The sequence below is a fragment of the Streptomyces sp. NPDC091272 genome (assembly GCF_044757485.1).
Taxonomy (GTDB): Bacteria; Actinomycetota; Actinomycetes; order Streptomycetales; family Streptomycetaceae; genus Streptomyces.
Genome location: NZ_JBIVVC010000009.1, coordinates 212,119 through 229,203, shown reverse-complemented (window position 1 = coordinate 229,203; position 17,085 = coordinate 212,119). Strand labels below are relative to the sequence as shown.

13 protein-coding genes are annotated in these 17,085 nt (G+C 72.0%); 1 reads left to right on the top strand and 12 read right to left on the bottom strand.

From position 1 onward, the window contains the following. Positions 1–153 precede the first annotated feature (153 nt). The 10 genes from ACIQM4_RS24820 to xylB form a co-directional block, all read right to left on the bottom strand. On the bottom strand, positions 154–1,848 hold the full coding sequence (locus tag ACIQM4_RS24820; protein WP_401595512.1) for a proline--tRNA ligase: 1,695 nt from the start codon (positions 1,846–1,848) through the stop codon (positions 154–156). A gap of 91 nt (positions 1,849–1,939) precedes the next feature. Then, the gene (locus ACIQM4_RS24815) at positions 1,940–2,482 is read right to left on the bottom strand and encodes a GNAT family N-acetyltransferase (protein ID WP_401595509.1); all 543 of its coding nucleotides are present in this window, start codon (positions 2,480–2,482) and stop codon (positions 1,940–1,942) included. Between the two features lie 24 nt (positions 2,483–2,506). Beyond that, positions 2,507–3,352, bottom strand: coding sequence for a GNAT family N-acetyltransferase (locus ACIQM4_RS24810; protein ID WP_401595506.1), 846 nt, complete (start codon positions 3,350–3,352; stop codon positions 2,507–2,509). Positions 3,353–3,588: 236 nt separating this feature from the next. Further along, the gene (gene ispG, locus ACIQM4_RS24805) at positions 3,589–4,743 is read right to left on the bottom strand and encodes a flavodoxin-dependent (E)-4-hydroxy-3-methylbut-2-enyl-diphosphate synthase (RefSeq protein ID WP_401595503.1); all 1,155 of its coding nucleotides are present in this window, start codon (positions 4,741–4,743) and stop codon (positions 3,589–3,591) included. A gap of 179 nt (positions 4,744–4,922) precedes the next feature. Continuing rightward, positions 4,923–6,224 (bottom strand): M50 family metallopeptidase, encoded by a 1,302-nt coding sequence (locus ACIQM4_RS24800; RefSeq protein WP_401595501.1) that lies wholly within the window; start codon positions 6,222–6,224, stop codon positions 4,923–4,925. Continuing rightward, positions 6,221–7,516 (bottom strand): 1-deoxy-D-xylulose-5-phosphate reductoisomerase, encoded by a 1,296-nt coding sequence (gene dxr, locus ACIQM4_RS24795; RefSeq protein WP_401595499.1) that lies wholly within the window; start codon positions 7,514–7,516, stop codon positions 6,221–6,223. Before dxr ends, ACIQM4_RS24800 begins: the two co-directional genes overlap by 4 nt. 240 nt (positions 7,517–7,756) lie before the next feature. Next, the gene (locus ACIQM4_RS24790) at positions 7,757–8,476 is read right to left on the bottom strand and encodes a hypothetical protein (protein ID WP_401595497.1); all 720 of its coding nucleotides are present in this window, start codon (positions 8,474–8,476) and stop codon (positions 7,757–7,759) included. A 67-nt stretch (positions 8,477–8,543) separates the two neighbouring features. Continuing rightward, on the bottom strand, positions 8,544–10,520 hold the full coding sequence (locus ACIQM4_RS24785; protein ID WP_401595494.1) for an acyl-CoA dehydrogenase family protein: 1,977 nt from the start codon (positions 10,518–10,520) through the stop codon (positions 8,544–8,546). 190 nt (positions 10,521–10,710) lie between these two features. Then, on the bottom strand, positions 10,711–10,908 hold the full coding sequence (locus ACIQM4_RS24780; protein WP_401595492.1) for a hypothetical protein: 198 nt from the start codon (positions 10,906–10,908) through the stop codon (positions 10,711–10,713). Then, positions 10,905–12,410, bottom strand: coding sequence for a xylulokinase (gene xylB / locus ACIQM4_RS24775; protein ID WP_401595489.1), 1,506 nt, complete (start codon positions 12,408–12,410; stop codon positions 10,905–10,907). Before xylB ends, ACIQM4_RS24780 begins: the two co-directional genes overlap by 4 nt. Positions 12,411–12,645: 235 nt before the next feature. Here xylB and xylA point away from each other — a divergent pair, with 235 nt between their 5' ends. After that, the gene (xylA, locus tag ACIQM4_RS24770; RefSeq protein ID WP_401595486.1) at positions 12,646–13,815 is read left to right on the top strand and encodes a xylose isomerase; all 1,170 of its coding nucleotides are present in this window, start codon (positions 12,646–12,648) and stop codon (positions 13,813–13,815) included. Between the two features lie 50 nt (positions 13,816–13,865). Here xylA and ACIQM4_RS24765 read toward each other — a convergent pair whose 3' ends face one another. Beyond that, complete coding sequence (locus ACIQM4_RS24765) at positions 13,866–15,209, bottom strand: ROK family protein (protein ID WP_401595483.1); 1,344 nt, start codon at positions 15,207–15,209, stop codon at positions 13,866–13,868. A gap of 40 nt (positions 15,210–15,249) precedes the next feature. Further along, entirely contained in the window at positions 15,250–16,695 is a 1,446-nt protein-coding gene (locus tag ACIQM4_RS24760; protein ID WP_401595480.1) for an aldehyde dehydrogenase family protein, read from the bottom strand. Between the last annotated feature and the right edge of the window lie 390 nt (positions 16,696–17,085).

Here is a 17,085-nt window from a genome sequence, read left to right as displayed (position 1 = left end):
GGAAACTGCGCCCCTTCAGGGGCGCGGGGAACTGCGCGAGCAGCCACGACGCACCTGCGGGCACTCAACCGCCCCGGCTCCCCGGCAGGGGCTGGGCCCCGTACTCCGCGAAGGAGTACGGGGCCCGGCGCTCGAACCGTACGTATCAGGCCGTCAGGCCGTCAGGCGGGCGATCGCCTCGTCCACCGTCAGCTCCTCGCGCTCCCCGGTGCGGCGGTCCTTCAGCTCCAGGACGCCGTCGGCGGCCCTGCGGCCCGCGACGAGGATCTTCGGGACGCCGATCAGCTCGGAGTCGGTGAACTTCACGCCGGGCGAGACGCCGGGGCGCTCGTCGACCAGCACGCGCAGCCCGGCCTGTCCGAGCTTCTCGGCGACCTCGACGGCCAGCTCCGTCTGGAGCGCCTTGCCCGCCGCGACGACGTGCACGTCGGCCGGGGCGATCTCGGCGGGCCAGCAAAGGCCCTTGTCGTCGGCGGACTGCTCGGCGAGGGCCGCCACGGCGCGGGAGACGCCGATGCCGTACGAACCCATGGTCACGCGGACCGGCTTGCCCTGCTGGCCCAGCACGTCCAGGGAGAACGTGTCGGCGTACTTGCGGCCGAGCTGGAAGATGTGGCCGATCTCGATGGCGCGGTCCAGCTTGAGGCCGGTGCCACAGCGGGGGCACGGGTCGCCCTCTTCGACGACGACCACGTCGAGGTAGTCGTCCACCTCGAAGTCGCGTCCCGCGACGACGTTCTTGGCGTGGGTGTCGACCTTGTTGGCGCCGGTGATCCAGGCGGTGCCGGGGGCGACGCGGGGGTCGGCGATGTAGCGGACCTTGGCCAGGCCCTGCGGGCCGACGTAGCCCCGTACGAGGTCGTCGCGGCCCTCGAAGTCCTCGGCGGTGACCAGTTCGACGAGGGCCGGGGCGAGGTGCTCGCCCAGCTTGCCGAGGTCGACCTCGCGGTCGCCGGGGACGCCGACGGCGACGATCTCGCCGTCCACCTTGACCAGGAGGTTCTTCAGGGTCGCGGAGGCGTCGACGCCGAGCTGGGCGGCGAGGGTCTCGATGGTGGGGGTGTCGGGGGTGTCGATGTCCTCGGCGGCGGGGAGGGCCGAGCCGTCGACCGCCTTGAGCTCGAAGGTGACGGCCTCGGTGTTCGCGGCGTAGTCGCACTTCGGGCAGTCGGCGAAGGTGTCCTCACCGGCGGCGGCCGGGGCCAGGAACTCCTCCGAGGCCGAGCCGCCCATGGCGCCGGATACGGCGGACACGATGCGGTGGTCCAGGCCGAGCCGGTTGAAGATCTTGATGTACGCCTCGCGGTGCAGGCGGTACGACTCCGCCAGACCCTCGTCCGTCGTGTCGAAGGAGTACGAGTCCTTCATCTGGAACTCACGGCCGCGCAGCACACCGGAACGGGGACGGGCCTCGTCGCGGTACTTGGTCTGGATCTGGTAGAGCATCACCGGCAGGTCCTTGTAGGACGTGCACTGGTCCTTGACCGTCTGGGTGAAGATCTCCTCGTGGGTGGGGCCCAGGAGGTAGTCGGCGCCCTTGCGGTCCTTGAGGCGGAAGAGGAGGTCGCCGTACTCCTCCCAGCGGCCGGAGGCCTCGTACGCCTCCTTGGGCAGGAGGGCGGGGAGCAGCACCTCCTGGGCGCCGATGGCGTCCATCTCCTCGCGCACCACGCGCGAGATGTTGTCCAGGACCTTCTTGCCGAGGGGCAGCCAGGTCCAGATGCCGGCGGCGTTGCGGCGCACGTATCCGGCGCGGACCAGCAGCTTGTGGCTGAGGGTCTCTGCGTCCGCCGGGTCGTCACGCAATGTCTTGACCATCAAACGGGACATGCGCTGGACCTGGGCCATGGTGAACTCCTGCTCGGAAGGGTGATGTCAGGAGGTTAGCCGGGGGGTGGGGGCGGGCGGAAATCGGTTCTTCGCCGCCCACCCCGGGCCCCTACGCCTTGCGCGCCAGCGGCAGCGGTGCCCCCATCACGGCGTACGGCCTCGGCGCGCTCGGGAAGAGCACCTGCTGGGCCAGGTCGACATAGCCGAGCGAGCGGTAGAGACGCCGTGCCGGGCTCTCGATGTCGATCGCGGAGAGGATCGAGCGCGGTTCGGACGCGGTGTCGGTGATCGCGGTGATCAGGGCGCGGCCGATGCCCCTGGCCTGGAAGTCCGGATGGACGTGCAGCTCCGTGATGACGAAGGAGTGGTCGAGCCACCCGTCCTGTCCGGTGCGGTGCAGATACGGCTCGACGACCGTCGACCACCAGTGGGTGCGGTCGTTCGGCATCCCGTACACGAAGCCGGCCAGCCGGCCCTCACGCGTGGTCGCGCCCAGTGCGCGCGCGCCCGGGTTGGTCACGTGCCGCAGGACGATGTGGCGCCGTACGCCCACCTCGTCCGGGCCGAGACCGAAGGCGAGCGCCTGCACGGCGAGCGCCTCGTCCACGTGCGCGGCGAGGTCCAGGGGGCCGACCCGTACGTCATCCGTCATGGGCGAACCCTAGCCGCACCGTTCTCAGAACAGGACGCTCATGAACGCGCCGACCTCGCGAAAGCCCACCCGCCGGTACGACGCCCGCGCCGGGGCGTTGAAGTCGTTGACGTAGAGGCTGACGACGGGGGCGACGTCGGCGAGCGCGTAGCGCAGCACGGCGGCCATGCCGGTGACGGAGAGACCGCGCCCCCGGTGTTCGGGTGCGACCCAGACGCCCTGGATCTGGCAGGCGGCGGGGGTGGCGGCGCCGATCTCGGCCTTGAAGACGACCTTGCCGTTCTCCGTCCTGGCGAACGAGCGGCCCGCGGCGACCAGTTCGGCGACGCGGGCCTGGTAGAGCAGGCCGCCGTCGCCCGCCATCGGGGAGACGCCGACCTCCTCGGTGAACATCGCCACGCACGCCGGCATGATCGTCTCCATCTCGTCCTTGCGGATCCGGCGGACGAGCGGGTCGGGCGTGATGTCGGGCGGGAGCGTCTGCGTGACCATCACCGGCTGGTTGGTCCGGACGTCGCGGGCGGGGCCCCAGCCCGGTTCGAGGAGCCGCCAGAGCTGGGCGGTGGCCTCGGCGGGGCCGACGATGGAGGAGCAGCGGCGACCGGTGCGGCGGGCGCGTTCGGCGAAGGCGCGGACGGCGTCGGGGGTGGCGCAGATCGGGACGAGGTTGGCTCCCGAGTAACACAGGCTGCGCAGCTTGCCGTCCTCGTACCAGCCCCACATCTCGCCGCCGAGGCGCCAGGGGTCGAGCCCGGCGACCTGTACCCGGGAGGCGACGAACGCGTTGTTGACGGGCTCGCTCTCCAGCAGGGCGAGGGCCTCGCCCAGATCGCCGGGGGCGAGGACGCGGCAGTTGGTCGTCGTCAACACGTAGAGGGCCTCACCGTACGGATCGCTGATCTCCGAACTGTACCCGGCGCGTTCGAAAGCGCCCAGCCGGATCGAAGGACCCCGCCTGCGACGGTTGGGCCGGAGACGGGGTTTCGGACAGCGGGGGCGGGCCGGCCGGCGCAGAGCACGGCCACGTACGGCGGGCGTACGGGTCAGCCGGCGCAGACCTCCGGCTCGCCGGGCGGGACGGAGAGCCGACCCGGCGGGCGTACGGGTCAGCTGACGGAGACCTCGGGCTCGCCGGAGGCGATGCCGTCGCGCTCCATCTGCTCGGCGATCTTCATCGCCTCTTCGATGAGGGTCTCGACGATCTTCGACTCGGGGACGGTCTTGATGACCTCGCCCTTGACGAAGATCTGGCCCTTGCCGTTGCCCGAGGCGACGCCGAGGTCGGCCTCGCGGGCCTCGCCGGGGCCGTTGACGACACAGCCCATGACGGCGACGCGCAGCGGCACCTCCATGCCTTCGAGCCCGGCCGTGACCTCCTCGGCGAGCTTGTAGACGTCCACCTGGGCACGCCCGCAGGACGGGCAGGAGACGATCTCCAGGCGGCGCGGCTTGAGGTTGAGGGACTCCAGGATCTGCAGGCCGACCTTGATCTCCTCGACCGGCGGGGCCGAGAGGGAGACGCGGATGGTGTCGCCGATGCCCTCGGAGAGCAGCGCGCCGAAGGCGACGGCGGACTTGATGGTGCCCTGGAAGGCCGGGCCCGCCTCGGTGACGCCGAGGTGCAGCGGGTAGTCGCACTGGGCGGCGAGCTGGCGGTAGGCGTTGACCATCACGACCGGGTCGTTGTGCTTGACCGAGATCTTGATGTCGCCGAAGCCGTGCTCCTCGAAGAGGGAGGCCTCCCACAGGGCGGACTCGACGAGGGCCTCCGGGGTGGCCTTGCCGTACTTCTTCAGCAGCCGGGCGTCGAGGGAGCCCGCGTTGACGCCGATCCGGATCGGGGTGCCGGTGTCGCGCGCCGCGTGCGCGATCTCCTTCACCTTGTCGTCGAACTGCTTGATGTTGCCGGGGTTGACCCGGACCGCCGCGCAGCCCGCGTCGATGGCGGCGAAGACGTACTTCGGCTGGAAGTGGATGTCGGCGATCACCGGGATCTGCGACTTGCGCGCGATCGTGGCGAGGGCGTCGGCGTCGTCCTGCGTCGGGCAGGCGACACGGACGATCTGGCAGCCGGACGCGGTGAGTTCGGCGATCTGCTGGAGCGTCGCGCCGATGTCGGACGTACGGGTGGTCGTCATCGACTGCACCGACACGGGTGCGTCCCCGCCGACCGCGACGGTACCGACCTGGATCTTGCGGCTGACCCTCCGGTCGGCGAGCTTCGTCGGAACGGCGGGCATTCCGAGAGAAATTGCAGTCATCTGCTGTGCAACCCCAAGTGTGGATCTAGGTCCCGGGACGATCGGCGGGCTCCGGTCTGTCGGTCTTCGAGCGTACGTCACCGGGAAAGACCGGAATACACCCCGTCGACAAATCCACTCATTGGAGAGCAGAAACCGGCGCCCCCGTGGGGCGCCGGTTTCCGGGGGGCACCGACGGGTCAGGAGATACGGACGGGATTCACCACGTCCGCAATCAGCACCAGTGCCGTGAAGCAGATGAACAGGCCCGCGACGACGTACGCGACCGGCATGAGCTTCGCGACGTCGAAGGGGCCCGGGTCTGGCCGCTTGAAGACCTTGGCCAGGTTCCGGCGCAGCGACTCCCACAGGGCTCCCGCCATGTGCCCGCCGTCCAGCGGGAGCAGCGGCAGCATGTTGAACAGGAAGAGCGAGAGGTTGAAGCCCGCCACGAGCGTCAGCATGAAGCCGATGGTGGTGTCGGTGGGCAGGCCCAGCCCCATGATCTCGCCGCCGACGCGGGCCGCTCCGACGACGCCCATCGGGGAGTCGGCCTTGCGCTCCTCCCCGTTGAACGCCGCGTTCCACAGGTCGGGGACCTTGGAGGGCAGCGCGACGAGGGAGTCCACGCCGGACTTGAACATGGTGCCCATCTGGTCGATGGACTCGCCGAAGGTGAGCGGGGTGACGGCGGCGGAGGGGCCGAAGCCGAGGTAGCCGGCCTCGACGTACTGGTCCTTGATCGGGTTGCCGTCGGAGTCCTTGGCCAGGACCTTGTTGGTCAGCACCTTGGTGGTGAGGACCTTCTGCGCGCCGTCGCGCTCGACGGTGATGCTGACCTGGCCCTTGGACTCTCGGATGCGGTCGGAGAGGGCCGCCCAGTCGGGCACGGCCCTGCCCTGGAAGGCGACGATCTTGTCGCCCTTGCGGAGCCCGGCCGCCTGGGCGGGCGACGGCGGGTCGGCGGCCCTGCACTCGCGGTTCTCGCTCTGCGAGACCACGCACGGCACGACGTTGTCGACGGTGGTGGTCTGCTTGTTCTGCCCGATCACCATGAACACGCCGAGGAAGAGCACGAACGCGACGATCAGGTTCATGAAGGGGCCGGCGAACATCACGACGAAGCGCTTCCACGGCTTGCGCGTGTAGAGCAGCCGCGACTCGTCGCCCGGCTGGAGTTCCTCGTACGCCGCCGAGCGGGCGTCCTCGATCATGCCGCGCCACGGCGAGGTGGAGCGGGCCTCTATCCGGCCGTCGGCGCCGGGCGGGAACATGCCGATCATCCGGATGTAGCCGCCGAGCGGGATGGCCTTGATGCCGTACTCGGTCTCGCCCCGCTTCCTCGACCAGACGGTGGGGCCGAAGCCGACCATGTACTGGGGCACCCGGACGCCGAACAGCTTGGCGAACGAGAGGTGCCCGAGTTCGTGCAGGGCGATGGAGATGAGCAGCCCGACGAAGAAGATGACTATCCCGAGGACCGTCAACAGGATGGACGTCATGCGCGGGCCTCCGCCGTCTCTGCTGTCTGCGCCGGGCGGGCGGTCGTGACGCTCGCCGACTTCTTGCGTGCCAGTTCGCGGGCGCGGGTGCGCGCCCAGGATTCTGCTTCCAGGACGTCCGCGACCGTCAGGGAGGTTCCCGACACCGGCTTGCCGTGTTCGGCGACCACCTCGGCGACCGTATCCACGATTCCTGTGAACGGCAGCCGTCCCGCGAGGAACGCGTCCACGCATTCCTCGTTCGCGGCATTGAACACCGCCGGGGCCGTGCCCGCGAGCGTTCCGACCTGACGGGCGAGTCCCACGGAGGGGAAGGCCTCGGTGTCCAGCGGGAAGAACTCCCAGGTGGACGCCTTGGTCCAGTCGAAGGCGGGGGCCGCGTCGGGTACCCGTTCGGGCCAGCCGATACCGAGCGCGATCGGGCCTCGCATGTCGGGCGGGGTGGCCTGGGCGAGGGTGGAGCCGTCCACGAACTCCACCATGGAGTGCACGTAGGACTGCGGGTGGACGACCACCTCGATGCGCTCGAAGGGGATGTCGTAGAGGAGGTGCGCCTCGATGACCTCCAGGCCCTTGTTGACGAGGGTCGCGGAGTTGACGGTGATCACGGGGCCCATCGCCCAGGTGGGGTGGGCGAGGGCGTCCTCGCGAGTCACGTGCGCCAGCTCGGCCCTCGTACGGCCGCGGAAGGGGCCGCCGGAGGCGGTGACGACCAGCTTGCGCACGTCGCTGCGCTTGCCGCCGGCCAGCGCCTGGAAGAGCGCGGCGTGCTCGGAGTCGACCGGGATGATCTGGCCGGGCTTCGCGAGCGCCTTGACCAGGGGGCCGCCGACGATCAGCGATTCCTTGTTCGCGAGCGCCAGGGTGCGGCCCGCTTCCAGGGCGGCGAGCGTGGGCGCGAGACCGATGGAACCGGTGATGCCGTTGAGAACGGTGTGACAGTCGGACGCGGCGAGGTCGGTGGCGGCGTCGGGGCCGGCCAGGACCTCCGGGAGCGGCTCCGTGCCGTACCTCGCGCGCAGTGCCTCGCGCAGGGCGGGCACGGCCTCCTCGCGGGCCACCGCCACGGTGCGGACCTTCAGCTGCCGCGCCTGGTCGGCGAGCAGGTCCACCTGGGAGCCGGCCGCGGACAGCGCGGTGATCCGGAAGCGGTCGGGGTTGCGCAGCACCAGGTCGATGGCCTGGGTGCCGATCGACCCGGTGGAGCCGAGGACCACGACGTCGCGCGGGCCTTCGGTCACGGCTCCGTAGCGGAGGTGCGGGTCGGCGAGAGGGGCTGGACTGTCGGTCATCCCCCCATTGTGTCCCGCGCGCGGAGGCCTGTGGACAGCGCGCCCCCGCTCGTTGTGCGGCGCCGGCGCCCCCGGCGGCGGGGCGGCGGGCGACAACGGCGTGCCCGGTGTCCGTGCCGGGGGCACGGAACCGCAGGTGGCCGTCGTCCTGGCGGTCTCCCGGGCCCGCGCCGCCTTCCTGGCCTGCCCCGGCCGCCGGGAGGAACAGGAAGCCGGCCGATTCCCCCTTCCCGGTGTCCGTCAGCTGAATTTCTCCCACTGCGCGTCCACGATCTCCCTCGGCACACCGCCGAGGTCCCCGTCCTGGAGGGCCTGCGCCCGGAAGGAGAGCACACTCGCCCCGGACCGCACGACGGTGAGGTATTCGTACGACGGGGTGCCGCCCTCGCCGTCCAGCAGCGTGAGCCGGAACGCCTGCGCCTCGTCGCCGATCCCCGGCGGGGCGGGCACACTCCCCACCGCGGTGTACGTCCCCCTGGCCGGCCCCCCGCGCAGCTCGGCGAACCCGCCGGCGCACCTGCGCCCCGCGGCGCGCAGGTCGGCCAGCACGACGGCCGCCCGCCCCGGCGCGTAGCTGCGCAACTGCACGGCGACGTCGGCGCCCTGGGGTTTCGCCGGGTCGGTGAGCCGGCGGTGGACCTGGGCGGTGGGACCGCCGCGGGTCGCGCGCACCCCGACGAGGGGCTGGCAGAAGGCCGGAGCGGCGGTGTAGTCGTCGCTCAACGGGCCCCCGGAGACGGTGAATTCACCGGTGCGGTACGGGCCGACCGCGGCGCCGGGAGCGAGGGCGCGCGCGGTGAGGGCGGCCTGGGACAGGGGCGCGGGAGCGGCGCCCGGCTTGCCGTCGGCGCCGGCGGCGGGCTCGGCGGGGCCGCCGCATGCCGTCAGGGCGGCGGTGCAGGACACCACCGCCAGGATCGTTCGCAGCGCCGAGTGCTTCTTCCCGTACCCCTTGTTCATGTGCTCATCGTGGGGCACGGGAAGTCGCGCTGTCAGCGGTTCCGGGACCGGCGTGCTCCGGGGGGCGTCAGCGGATCGGGCGGTGCACGTTGTCCTCCTTGGCCGGGCCCGGTGTCGCGTCGGCGATCCACGGTCCGTCACCGCTGGGGTCGACGATGCCCTGTTCCAGCCAGGTGTAGGTGCCGGAGAGGACGCCCTTGACGACCTTGCGGTCGAGGTCGTCGGTGTTGCTCCAGAGCCTGCCCAGGAGTTCCTCGGTACGGATGCGGGACTGGTGGCAGAAGGCGTCGGCGAGCTGGTACGCCTCGCGGCCGTACTCCTCGGTGGAGCGCAGGAGTTCCGCCCGTACGCAGGCCGCGCTCATGGCGAACAGTTCGGCGCCGATGTCGACGATCCGGCCGAGGAAGCCCTGCTTGGTCTCCATCCGGCCCTGCCAGCGGGACATCGCGTAGAAGGTGGAGCGGGCCAGTTTGCGGGAGGTGCGCTCGACGTAACGCAGGTGCCCGGACAGGTCGGGGTGGCCGGCCGGGTGGAACTCGCCGTAACTGCGCGGCAGTTGCCCCGGTCCGGTGACCAGCTTGGGCAGCCAGCGCGCGTAGAAGCCGGTGGCCTGTGCGCCTGCCCGAGCCTTGTCACCGAGGGTCTTGTCGGGGTCGATCAGGTCCCCTGCCACCTTGAGGTGGGCATCGACCGCCTCGCGGGCGATCAGCAGATGCATGATCTCGGTGGAGCCCTCGAAGATCCGGTTGATGCGCAGGTCGCGGAGGATCTGCTCGGCCGGTACTGCGCGTTCGCCGCGGGCGGCCAGGGAGTCGGCGGTCTCGAAGCCGCGCCCGCCCCTGATCTGCACCAGCTCGTCGGCCATCAGCCACGCCATCTCGGACCCGTACAGCTTGGCGAGCGCCGCCTCGATCCGGATGTCGTTGCGGTCCTCGTCGGCCATCTGCGAGGACAGGTCGAGCACGGCTTCGAGGGCGAAGGTGGTGGCGGCGATGAAGGAGATCTTCGCCCCGACCGCCTCGTGGTGCGCGACCGGCTTGCCCCACTGCTCGCGCACCGCCGACCACTCGCGGGCGATCTTCAGGCACCACTTGCCCGCGCCGACGCACATGGCGGGCAGGGAGAGCCGCCCGGTGTTGAGCGTGGTGAGCGCGATCTTGAGCCCGGCCCCCTCAGGACCGATCCGGTTGGCCGCCGGGACGCGCACCTGGTGGAAGCGGGTGACGCCGTTCTCCAAACCGCGCAGGCCCATGAAGGTGTTGCGGTGCTCGACGGTGACGCCCGGCGAGTCCGCCTCGACGACGAACGCGGTGATGCCGCCCTTGCCGCGTTCGGTCCTCGGGACGCGGGCCATCACGACGAGGAGGTCGGCGACGACCCCGTTGGTGGTCCACAGCTTCACGCCGTCGAGGATGTACGCGTCGTCGCCGTCCGGCACCGCGGAGGTCGCCAGGCGGGCCGGGTCCGAGCCCACGTCCGGCTCGGTGAGCAGGAACGCGGAGATGTCGGTGCGGGCGAGACGCGGCAGGAAGGTGTCCCTCTGCTCCTGGGTGCCGAACAACTTGAGCGGCTGCGGTACGCCGATGGACTGATGGGCGGAGAGCAGCGCGCCGATCGCGGGGCTGGCGGAGCCGACCAGGGCGAGCGCCTTGTTGTAGTACACCTGGGTGAGTCCCAGGCCGCCGTACTTGCGGTCGATCTTCATGCCGAGCGCGCCGAGTTCCTTGAGCCCGCGCACCGTCTCGTCGGGGATACGGGCCTCGCGCTCGATCCGCGCGCCGTCGATCCTGCTCTCGCAGAACGTCCGGAGCTCGGCGAGGAAGGCCTCGCCGCGCTCGCTGTCCTCGGTCGGCGGCATCGGGTGCGGGTGGATGAGGTCGAGGCGGAAACGGCCGAGGAAGAGCTCCTTGGCGAAGCTGGGCTTGCGCCAGTCCTGCTCTCGGGCCGCCTCGGCGACCTGCCGGGCCTCACGTTCGGAAACTTTGGGGCCGGTGACGTCGGTCTTCGGGCCGTGCGGTGCGTCGGATGCGTGTGGTGCGGACATGAGGCTCACCTCGCCGCGAGTCGGGATCAAGGACCCGGACGACGCCGTACCGCCGCAATGGGCCGGTACGGCTACCGACCGGTTCTACCCACTCGTATCTACCTCATCCTGCCCATCGCTACCAGCCCTCGCGCGGCGACGGCTGCCGGTGCCTCAGGCACGCGGGGTGGGGCGGACCCGCAGCACCGCGCTATTCGGCGCCGTCGCCCGACCCGCCGACGGACCGCCTCCGGTCGTTCTTCCCGGCGCCGCGCAGCATGCGCCCCGCGCCCAGCGTCAGGGCCGCGACCGCGCGGGCCCAGCGGGGGCCGCCGCGCTCGGCCCACACCACGCACACGCACCCGCCGACGGCGGCCACCAGGAGAACGACCAGCACGAGAGGAATCATGGCTCCAGCTTCGCACCGCGGCGGGCCGCCGGGGCCAGCAGGTGCTCCCCGAGTACGTCCTCGATACGGTTCCAGGCGGCCAAGTCCCTTTCCACCGGTGGCAGTTCCACGGCCTCGGCAGCACCCCAGGAGGTGGCGACGGCGACCGGGTCCGCCTCGGTGACGGCGCCTGCGGCCAGTGCGGCGGCGCCCAGGGCGACCAGTTCGGTCGCGGCGGGCAGCAGCACGGGCCGGCCGGAGAGGCGGCGCACGGTCTCCACCCACGTACGGCCCTTGGCACCGCCGCCGATGAGCCGCAGCGGACGCGTCGCGGCACCGGGGGCGTGCGGGTCGGCGCCGCACGCGGCGAGGAGTTCGTCGAGGGCGCGGAGCACGGTGAAGGCGGCGCCCTCGTAGGCGGCGCCCAGGAGTTGCTGGGCGGTGGTGGCGTGCCGCAGACCGGTCAGCAGGCCGGCGGCGGCCGGGAGGTCGGGGGTGCGTTCGCCGTCGAGGTAGGGGAGGAGCACGGCGGCGCCACCGGGGACTGCGTCCTCGCGGTCGAGCCGCAGCAGCTCGGCGACCTTGTCGACGGCGAGGGTGCAGTTGAGGGTGCAGCCCAGCGGGAGGTACGCGCCGTCGGCCGCGGCGAACCCGTTGATGCCGGGGCTGGCGGGGCGGGCGCGGGTGGCGGCGAAGACGGTGCCCGAGGTGCCGAGCGAGACGACCGGGTGGTCGAGGAGCCCCTCGGTGCCGAGGCCGAGGCCGACGGCGGCGGCCATGTTGTCGCCGGTTCCCGCGGCGACGGCGATGCCGGCGGGCAGGCCGAGCGCGGTTGCCGCCGCGGCGGTGAGGGCGCCGGCGCGGGTGGCGCCGGTGCGCGCGACCTCCGGCAGCATCTCCTCCTCGATGTGCAGGAGTTGGAGGATCTCCCGGTCGTACGAGCCGGTGGCCGTGGAGTACCAGCCGGTGCCCGAGGCGTCGCCAGGGTCGGTGACGGCGACGCCCGCGAGGCGTTCGGTGAGGTAGTCGTGCGGAAGGCGCAGGGCGGCCGTGGCGGAGGCGGCGGACGGCTCACTCTCCCGCAGCCACTGCCAGGTGGTCGCGGTGATGGAGGCGACGGGCACCGATCCGGTACGGGCCAGCCACCCGTCGGCGCCGTACACCTCGGTGAGTGCGGCGGCCTGCGGGGCTGACCTGGTGTCGTTCCACAGGACGGCGGGGCGGACCGGACGGCCTGCCGCGTCCAGGGAAACCAGGCCGTGCTGCTGGCCCGCGACGGCGATCGCGGTGACGTCCGCGGCCCGTACGCCCGCCTCCTTGAGCCCGGCGGACACGGCTTCGGCGAGGGCGTGCCACCACTGCCCGGGGTCGCTCTCGCGGGCCCCGTCGGCGCCGGTGACGGTGTGCGGGGCGCGGCCGGTGCCCAGGATGCGGCCGGTCTCGCGGTCGACGACGGCGGCCTTCGTGGACTGGGTGGAGCTGTCCACGCCGATGACGACGGGAGGGTGCGCACTGGATGCCATCGCTGATCTCTCTGTTCGCGGGGACTGCGGGTCCGCTCCTCGGAGCCTGTTTCACGGGGCCGCTCCACGGAACCTGTTCACGGGACCGTTCCACAGAGGGGACGGCTTTTGATCGTACCGAGAACAAATCCGGTCGGCGGGTGGTGTGCGGTACTCGGTCCTGGTCAGCACCGGTCAACTCGTGCAGTATTAGTAATGCCAGAAAACAAATCGAGCGAGGACAGAGGTGCCGGCCATGGCGGACCGCTACTCCCCCACCCCCGACGACAGGTTCACCTTCGGACTGTGGACCGTCGGCTGGCAGGGCCGTGACCCCTTCGGTGACGCCACCAGGCCCGCCCTGGACCCGGTCGAGTCGGTGCGCAGGCTGGCCGATCTCGGCGCGCACGGGGTGACGTTCCACGACGACGACCTGATCCCGTTCGGGGCGAAGGACAGCGAGCGGGACGCCATCGTCAAGCGGTTCCGGCAGGCGCTGGACGCGACCGGCATGAAGGTGCCGATGGCGACCACCAACCTCTTCACGCACCCCGTCTTCAAGGACGGCGGCTTCACCGCCAACGACCGCGACGTGCGCCGTTTCGCGCTGCGCAAGACCATCCGCAACATCGATCTGGCCGTCGAGCTCGGCGCGACCACCTACGTCGCGTGGGGCGGCCGGGAGGGCGCGGAGTCCGGCGGCGCCAAGGACGTCCGGGTGGCGCTCGACCGGATGAAGGAGGCCTTCGACCTGCTGGGCGAGTACGTCGTCGAGAAGGGCTACGACCTGCGCTTCGCCATCGAGCCCAAGCCCAACGAGCCGCGCGGCGACATCCTGCTGCCGACCATCGGCCACGCGCTCGCGTTCATCGAGCGCCTGGAGCGCCCCGAACTGGTCGGCGTCAACCCGGAGACGGGCCACGAGCAGATGGCCGGGCTCAACTTCCCGCACGGCATCGCGCAGGCCCTGTGGGCGGGCAAGCTCTTCCACATCGACCTGAACGGCCAGACCGGCATCAAGTACGACCAGGACTTCCGCTTCGGCGCGGGCGACCTGCGCCAGGCGTTCTGGCTGGTCGATCTCCTGGAGACGGCGGGTTACGAGGGCCCGCGGCACTTCGACTTCAAGCCCGTGCGCACGGACGGGATCGACGGCGTGTGGGAGTCGGCGGCCGGCTGCATGCGCAACTACCTGATCCTCAAGGACCGCGCGGCGGCCTTCCGGGCGGACCCGGCGGTCCAGCAGGCGCTGCTCGACTCCCGGCTGGACCAACTCGCGCAGCCCACGGCGGGCGAGGGCCTGGCGGAACTCCTCGCGGACAAGGGTGCGTACGAGGAGTTCGACGTGACCGCGGCGGCTGAGCGGTCGATGGCGTTCGAGCGGCTGGACCAGTTGGCGATGGAGCACCTGCTCGCGGTGCGGTAGCGGTTGGCCGCGGGCGGGCGGGGAGCTCCCCGCCCGCCCCACTCGGGTGTCTAGCGGGGTGCCGGGTAGCCGGCCGGGTCGGCGAGGACGGCGCGGACCACCAGCGCGGCGGCGCCTCGTGCGGCGTCGCCCGAGAGGGAGGACGCCCGCAGCCGGGGAGATCCGGCCGCCCACAGGCCGGAAACCACCCGCTGCGACAGCTCGCGGTCCACGGCGGGGAGCAGCCAGGGCGCGAGGCCGCGGTAGATGCCGCCGAGCACGACCGCCTCAGGGTCGATCAGGTTGACCGCCCCGGAGAGCACGAGGCCCAGTTTCTCGCCCGCCGTGCGCAGGGCGGCGAGGGCGGGCTCGTCCCCGGCGGCGGCCCTTCGCTCCAGTTCCGCCACCCCCGGCACGCCCGCGTTCTCGTCCAGGCCCGCGTTGCGCAGCAGGGCGAGCTGGCCCGCGTACTGCTCCAGGCAGCCGCGGGCGCCGCACCGGCAGGTCGGCCCGTCCGCGTGCGCCACCGCGTGTCCGATCTCCCCCGCGAACCCGTGTGCACCGTGCAGGAGTTGGCCGCCGAGTACGAGCGCACCGCCCACGCCGACCTCGCCGCTGAGGTAGAGGAAGGAGCGGTCCGCGCGGTGTCCGCCGAACCAGAGCTCCGCGAGGGCCGCGAGGTTGGCCTCGTTGTCGGCGCTGACGGGCAGCGGGCCGAGGTCGGGGCGCAGGGCCGCGAGGGCTTGCGCGAAGAGGCCCTCGACGGCGACGCGGCTCCAGCCGAGGTTGGGGGCGTGCCGGACCGTTCCGCCGGAGACCAGGCCCGGGAGTGCCAACTGGACACCCACCAGACGGAGTTGCTGTTCCGCCGCCGACTCGGTGGCGCGTGCGGCGATGCGGGCGACCCGGCGGAAGACGTCGGCGGGCGGGGTGCCGCGGTTGTCGAGGTGCTCGGTGAGACGGACCCGGTCGCTGCCGCCGAGGTCGACGGCGCAGACGGTCACGTAGTCGATGTTGATCTCGATGCCGAGTCCGGCGGCGCCGGTACGGGCGACCTGGAGGACGGTGCCGGGGCGGCCGGCCTGTCCGCTGAAGGTCTTGCCCGACTCGGCGAGGAAGCCGCCCTCCAGGAGCTGCTCGACGAGGGAGGAGACGGCGGCGCGGGTGAGGCCGACGCGGGCGGCGACCTGGGCCCGGGTGATCTCGCCCTCGTCGTGCACGGCGCGCAGCACGAGGCTGAGGTTGTGCCGGCGGACGGTGTCCTTGTCGGCCTTGGCACCGAGGGACCGGGACGCCGCGGCGGCGGAGGGCGTCACGGACACCGGGGGCGGCGGGAGGATCTGCGCCGGGGGCTCCGCGGGCTCCGGAGAGGCCGGACGGGAGGCCGAGGGGGAGGCCGGTGAGCTGCTCGTCATGGTGCTGACGAGCCTACTGGCCTCCCCTTGCGCCGCTCGGCTAGAGGTCGATGCCCGTCAGGACCATCACACGCTCGTACGTGTAGTCGTCCATGGCGTAGCGGACGCCCTCGCGGCCCACACCGGACTGCTTCACGCCGCCGTACGGCATCTGGTCCGCGCGGTACGAGGGGACGTCGCCGACGATCACGCCGCCGACCTCCAGGGCGCGGTGGCCGCGGAAGGCGGCCTGGATGTCATGGGTGAACAGGCCTGCCTGGAGGCCGTACTTGGAGGAGTTGACCGCCTCGAAGGCCTCCTTCTCACCGTTCACCTTCTGCACGGAGAGCACCGGGCCGAAGACCTCCTCGCCGGCGAGGGTGACATCGGCCGGGAGGGCGGCGAGGACGGTCGGCGCGTAGCTGGCGCCGTCACGGCTGCCGCCGGTCAGCAGCTCGGCACCGGCCTTGACGGCCTCGTCGACCCAGGACTCGACCCGCTTGGCGGCGTCCTCGCTGACGAGCGGGCCGACGTCGGTGGCGGCGTCGGACGGGTCGCCGGTCACCTGCGCCTCGACGGCCGCGACGATCTTCGGGACCAGGCGGTCGTACACGGACGCGTCCGCGATCACCCGCTGCACGGAGATGCAGGACTGGCCGCCCTGGTAGTTGGAGAAGGTCGCGATGCGGGTCGCGGCCCAGTCGAGGTCCTTCTCGTCGGAGAAGTCACCGAGGACGACGGCCGCGCCGTTGCCGCCGAGCTCAAGGGTGCAGTGCTTGCGCGGCACCGAGTCCATGATCGCGTAACCGACCTTGTCGGAGCCGGTGAAGGAGATGACCGGCAGGCGCTCGTCCTGGACCAGGGCGGGCATCTTGTCGTTCGCGACCGGCAGGACGGACCAGGAACCGGCCGGCAGGTCGGTCTCGGCGAGCAGCTCGCCGAGGATCAGGCCGGAGAGGGGGGTGGCGGGGGCCGGCTTGAGGATGATCGGCGCGCCGACGGCGATCGCGGGGGCGACCTTGTGGGCGCAGAGGTTGAGCGGGAAGTTGAACGGGGCGATGCCGAGGACGACGCCGCGGTTGAAGCGACGGGTCAGGGCGAGCCGGCCGACACCGCCGGCGTCGGTGTCGAGGCGCTGGGCCTCGCCGCCGTTGAACCTGCGGGCCTCCTCGGCCGCGAACCGGAACACGGAGACGGCGCGGCCGACCTCGCCACGGGCCCACTTGACGGGCTTGCCGTTCTCGGCGGAGATCAGCTGGCCGATTTCCTCGGTGCGCTCGACGAGGCGGTCGGCGATGTGGTTGAGGGCGGCGGCGCGGACGTGCGCGGGGGTCGCCGCGAACTCGTCCTTGACGGCGTACGCGGCGGCGACGGCTTCTTCGACCTGGGCGTCGGTGGGGACGGAGACGGTACCGACCGTGCGGCCGTCCCAGGGGGACGTGACGTCGAAGGTGCTGTCACCGGTGGCCTGGCGGCCGGCGAGCCAGAAGGCGTGGGTGGAAGTCATAGGAGGTCCGGCCCTTCCGAGGAATGTGGGTACGGGTACAGGTACGCGACCCACGGTAGGGGCGACGACGCCGGGCGTCGTTTGTCCGGGATGGAGCATTGCCCGCCCCACCCCCTGCCGATCCGGCAGGCCCCGCGCCCCTCAGGGGCGCGGGGAACTACGCGCCCAGCCACGACGCGCCCGCACGGCCCACCCCACGCCCGGGGGGGCGCCCTTCAGGGGCGCGGGGAACTGCGCGAGCAACCACGACGCACCCGCACGGCCACACCCACGCCCAGAGGGCACCTCCCAGGGGCGCGGGGAACTGCGCGACCAGCCACGACGCACCCGCACGGCCACACCCACGCCCAGAGGGCACCACCCAGGGGCGCGGGGAACTGCGCGACCAGC